Source organism: Pseudomonas brassicacearum, assembly GCF_003732265.1.
Classification (GTDB): domain Bacteria; phylum Pseudomonadota; class Gammaproteobacteria; order Pseudomonadales; family Pseudomonadaceae; genus Aquipseudomonas; species Aquipseudomonas brassicacearum_D.
The window spans coordinates 1-473 of record NZ_MOBK01000098.1 but is presented as its reverse complement, the minus strand read 5'-3'; the positions used below and the strand labels follow the sequence as shown (position 1 = coordinate 473).

At 58.6% G+C, this 473-nt stretch carries 1 protein-coding gene; it reads left to right on the top strand.

Annotated features, from left to right (window positions below; translation table 11 throughout):
* Positions 1 to 473, top strand: a 473-nt coding sequence (locus BK660_RS30230; RefSeq protein WP_148057487.1) for an APC family permease, incomplete at both ends; no start/stop codon positions are given.

Here is a 473-nt window from a genome sequence, read left to right as displayed (position 1 = left end):
CGATTGCCGGCTCGGTGTATTCCTACGCGCAACGCGGCCTCAATCAACATGTCGGCTTCATCGCCGGTTGGCTGATGCTGCTCGATTACCTGCTGATTCCGCCGCTGCTCTATGTCTACGCAGCGATGGCGCTCAACCATTTGTACCCGGACATTCCGAAAGTCGGCTTCATTCTGGCGTTTCTGGTCAGCGCGACCTTCGTCAACCTGCGCGGCATCACTTTCACCGCACGGATGAACATCATCTTCCTGCTGGCGCAACTGGTAGTACTCGGCATCTTCCTGTTCTACGCGTGGAATGCCTTGCACAACGGTGGCGGTAACGGCGAGCTGACCCTGGCGCCGCTGTATCACGCGGAACCCTTCCACTTCGCCCTGCTGATGCAAGCGGTGTCGATTGCCGTGCTGTCGTTCCTCGGCTTCGATGCGCTCTCCACCCTCGCTGAAGAAATCAAAGGCGATCCGGGCAAAAGC